Below are 3,616 nucleotides of genomic sequence, written 5' to 3'. Positions count from 1 at the left end.
CTCGCGGCTCGGCTTAACTCAGGTGTTAGGCGGCCATGAAACAAATCTGGCGTTTCGTAGCGATATCACTAGGTCCAGGGATTGCTCTATTCCTTGCGTTTGTGGGTTACATGGCATTCGACGTCTATGTGCGCGGCAACTGCGATCCGAAGTTTGGATGCTTCGGCAGCATTCACTTCGCTGGCTTCATAACCGGACTCATGCTTATCTGCTCATTGTCGGGACACCTCATCGCGTGCTTTGTCTTTCACAGGACAGTCCGTTTTCTGTCTGGCTTGTGGCTCTTTGGCATCGTCGTCGCACTAAGCCTCGGTCAAGGCGCATTAGCTGCTTCAATGGGGTGGCTGCTGCTCGGAGACTCGGTCACAGGCATGATGGCAGCGTGGGCGGCTATTTCTTGCGTTGTAGCGCTAGTCGTTCTATATCTAGTGCGTATCTGGCCGCCTAACAATTCATTCAAGCCGATGCCGCTTCGCGGCACGGCTTAATTCAAGCGTTAGGTAGCAGATGAGACAAAAGCCGTGTCCAACTTGCGGAAAGCCAATCACGTTCTCTTGGGCGGACTTGGTCTTTCTGAACAACTGGGGCAAAGCCAATTTGTTCTGCCTTGGCTGCAGGACATCTTGCACCATCTGTAATGCCGCCTCGCAGATCTCTTTTGTCCTCTCTGTTGGGGGAGCCGCGCTGCTATACGTCCTGCTATTCAACACCGGTTTGATACTCCTACCGGAATACGCAAAAGCAATCTTTTTAGTAGTTTCGGTGCCGGTGGTTATGCTTACTAGGGCACTCGCAACCGAGCGCTTCGCAGAGCTGGCAGTAAAGTGAGGCTGCTACCTAACAACTCATTCAAGCCGAAGTTGCTTCGCAACGCGGCTTAATTCAAGCGTTAGGCCGTGGTGGAGCAAATGCGTTGGTGGTCGCCGCTTCGGTGAGTTCGCAGGCGTGCATGCGGTTGGCTCCGGACAGCAGTCATCACCGTTGCGGGTTGCGGTAAGTTCGGCGCTTCGCCTTAGCACGTCGTTCCCGCGCTGCGCTCGTTGCAGTTGGCCTCGGTCGCATCACACGCCGCTGCATCGCTGGGCAAGCTCCGTCCCGCAAGCTGTGGCACACTCGGTCCAGGCGGCATGCTGGGGAGCATGGTTGCACCATCCAACCTTTGCGGCCACTCACTGCCTAACAACTCATTCAAGCCGAAGTTGCTTTGCAACTCGGCTTAATTCACGCGTTAGGCGCCAATAGGAGAGTTCTGTGAAACCGTATGGATCCGCAATTAGCTATGACACATCCAACCATCCGATCAGGATGATCATTGACTCGTCACGTTACGAGGCAATCAGGCACAAGTTCGTAACGGACTATGGACTGCGCCCAGTTTCAGAAGAAACTGACTTGGCAAACAACTCTGTAGTCGCAACGCTTCATGAAAGCGTTGATGAACACACCTTCCTTCGTCATCTTCAGACCATGCCCCCTGAACAGTACGAAGAACTAGAAATTCCTCAGGAATGATCGAGCCTTAGGCGGCATCGTTTGGCGCCTAACGACTCATTCAAGCCGAAGTTGCCTCGCAACTCGGCTTAATTCAAGCGTTAGGCCGTGGTGGAGCAAATGCGTTGGTGCATGCTACTTCGGTGAGTTTGCTGGTCTGCGCGTGGTCGGCTCCGTGGCGCAGTCATCGCCACTGCTCGTACCGGTAGGTTTGGTGCTTCGCCGTCAAACGTTGTTCCTGCGCTGCGCTCATTGCATTTGGATTCGGCAGCATCCTGCGCCGCTGCATCGTTGGGGCAAGTTCCATCCCGCAAGCTGTGGCACACTCGGTCCAGGCGGCAGTGCTGGGGAGCATGGTTGCACCATCCAACCTTCGCGGCCACTCACTGCCTAACAACTTATTCAAGCCGAAGTTGCTTCGCAACTCGGTTTAATTCAAGCGTTAGGTACCACCAGAAGCTTCTGTGCTCATCCGGTTTTCTACTCTTGCTACTGACTCGGATTCAGGTTGCGCTGGCGGAGTGCTCGTTGCCGCGCATACGCTTCGCGATGATGGCGACCTCTCTGCCCAAGAGCATGAGACGCTCCGCACGGCCTTGGCTTGGTTCAATGACCACCTGCCCGTACCAACTGCACTGGCGAACCCCGAGCATCGGCGTGCCATCTCCTGGTTCAAGCTGGCGGCGGACGAGGCAATCCAACGGATGTGGCAGCTAAAGACCTTGCTGGACCTGCACGGACACCACGTCAATGTGCTGCGGACGTCAGACCCGGGTACAGTTGTGTATCAGGACGATTGGCAGGTTATCGCCAAGCCGTACAAGGGGCAGCGCCTCTAGTTCTTCGGGGCTGTGCCTAACAATTCATTCAAGCCGAACCCGCTTCGCGCGTCGGCTTAATTCAGGCATTAGCTCTAAGGACAAACGATGGACGTCATATCTTCTATCCCAAGTCTATTCAACTTCCAGAGGGAAGGTATATCTCGGGATGGCTTGATGAAGCGATATGCAATTCTCTTTGATCGCATCATCTTCAATCGCCATGGCGCCCCGATCGGTAGTTTCGGTATAGAGTCACTGGCAGAATTTGTATCAATGCTTATATCAACGGGTGAATCTCTCAAAGGCCGGAAATCGCTTGGAAAAAATAAACGTTTTCAGAGTCTATTCGTAGATTGCTGGGATGTTGTTAAAGATGCTGAGCGCTTTGAGTCGATCAGATATGACGTAGTTCCGGAGGAAGCTCGAAGCAGGTTGGGCGAGTTTTGTTTCTCGGAGGTTCGACGAGTAAATGGCCTTCCCGCTGACTCATATGCCTTCGACATCGACGATGTAAAAGAGCTGAGCGGCGATCTCTATGCTGATATTGGCCTTAACATATTGGCAGGGGCAGAAGGGCTAGACATAATCCCAAACTATTCGCCACTCATTGGGCGCGCCCTTGAAAATGAAGTTGTCCTCGCAAATGGGCAATGCCATGAATTATTCAACGGCGGATTGCTTGTTCCTGACTTTGACAGCTTCAGTTGGGACGAGGTGTTGGAATTAAGAGAAGACAAGTACGTAATAGCCTTTCGTACGGCGGTTTACGAATTAATGAAAGGCGGGACGTCGTTTGACAGCGCCCTTCAACAGAAAGTTCAAGCTGATTTGTGGGGGCTGGCAGATGATGTGAGACCAAACGTTCGGCAATCGATTCTGGCCGGAATTGGCTCGAATCTTCCGTCACCGATAGTCGTCAATCCTATCGGCGTCGGGCTGGCTCTGAAGGATATCTCGGATAACAGAATCAGAGAGAACAGATATGGGCACGTCTTCTTCATTCAGAGTGCTAGGCGGCGTCGGAGCTAACCAGAGCATCAAGCCGACGTCCACGCCTCCGCTGCGCTCTGGCATGGCCGCAGCTTATGCTCGACGTTAGGCCGTGGTTGAGCAAGTAGGTGGGTGGCTCCGGCTTCTGTCAGTTCACTGGCATGCAGGCGGTCCGCTCCGGGCAGTCGTCATCAGCGTTGCTGGTTGCGGCAAGTTCAGTGCTTCGCCCTCGTACGTCACTTCCGCGCTGCGCTCATTGCCTTTGGCTTCGGTGGCATCACGCGCCGCTGCATCGCTTGGCAAGCTCCATCGCG

At 54.0% G+C, this 3,616-nt stretch carries 4 protein-coding genes; all 4 read left to right on the top strand.

The window, feature by feature from the left end:
* Positions 1-35: 35 nt before the first annotated feature.
* The 4 genes from AC1KVG_RS21695 (at position 36) to AC1KVG_RS21680 (ending at position 3,341) form a co-directional block, all read left to right on the top strand.
* Positions 36-488: a hypothetical protein gene (locus AC1KVG_RS21695; protein ID WP_481095793.1), complete on the top strand. Its 453-nt coding sequence runs from the start codon at positions 36-38 to the stop codon at positions 486-488.
* A 763-nt stretch (positions 489-1,251) separates the two neighbouring features.
* Positions 1,252-1,512: a hypothetical protein gene (locus AC1KVG_RS21690; RefSeq protein WP_481095792.1), complete on the top strand. Its 261-nt coding sequence runs from the start codon at positions 1,252-1,254 to the stop codon at positions 1,510-1,512.
* A 500-nt stretch (positions 1,513-2,012) separates the two neighbouring features.
* Positions 2,013-2,330, top strand: coding sequence for a hypothetical protein (locus AC1KVG_RS21685; protein ID WP_481095791.1), 318 nt, complete (start codon positions 2,013-2,015; stop codon positions 2,328-2,330).
* A gap of 156 nt (positions 2,331-2,486) precedes the next feature.
* Positions 2,487-3,341, top strand: a complete 855-nt coding sequence (locus AC1KVG_RS21680; protein ID WP_481095790.1) for a hypothetical protein — start codon at positions 2,487-2,489, stop codon at positions 3,339-3,341.
* Positions 3,342-3,616: the final 275 nt, after the last annotated feature.

This window comes from Xanthomonas sp. NCPPB 3959 (genome assembly GCF_056675575.1).
Note: the sequence above shows the minus strand (reverse complement) of the source record. Positions and strands in the feature narration are given on the sequence as shown.

Bases quoted from the DNA above. Each gene is read 5' to 3' on its own strand.
- AC1KVG_RS21695 (WP_481095793.1), top strand. From the start codon at position 36: ATGAAACAAATCTGGCGTTTCGTAGCGATATCACTAGGTCCAGGGATT.
- AC1KVG_RS21680 (WP_481095790.1), top strand. From the start codon at position 2,487: ATGAAGCGATATGCAATTCTCTTTGATCGCATCATCTTCAATCGCCAT.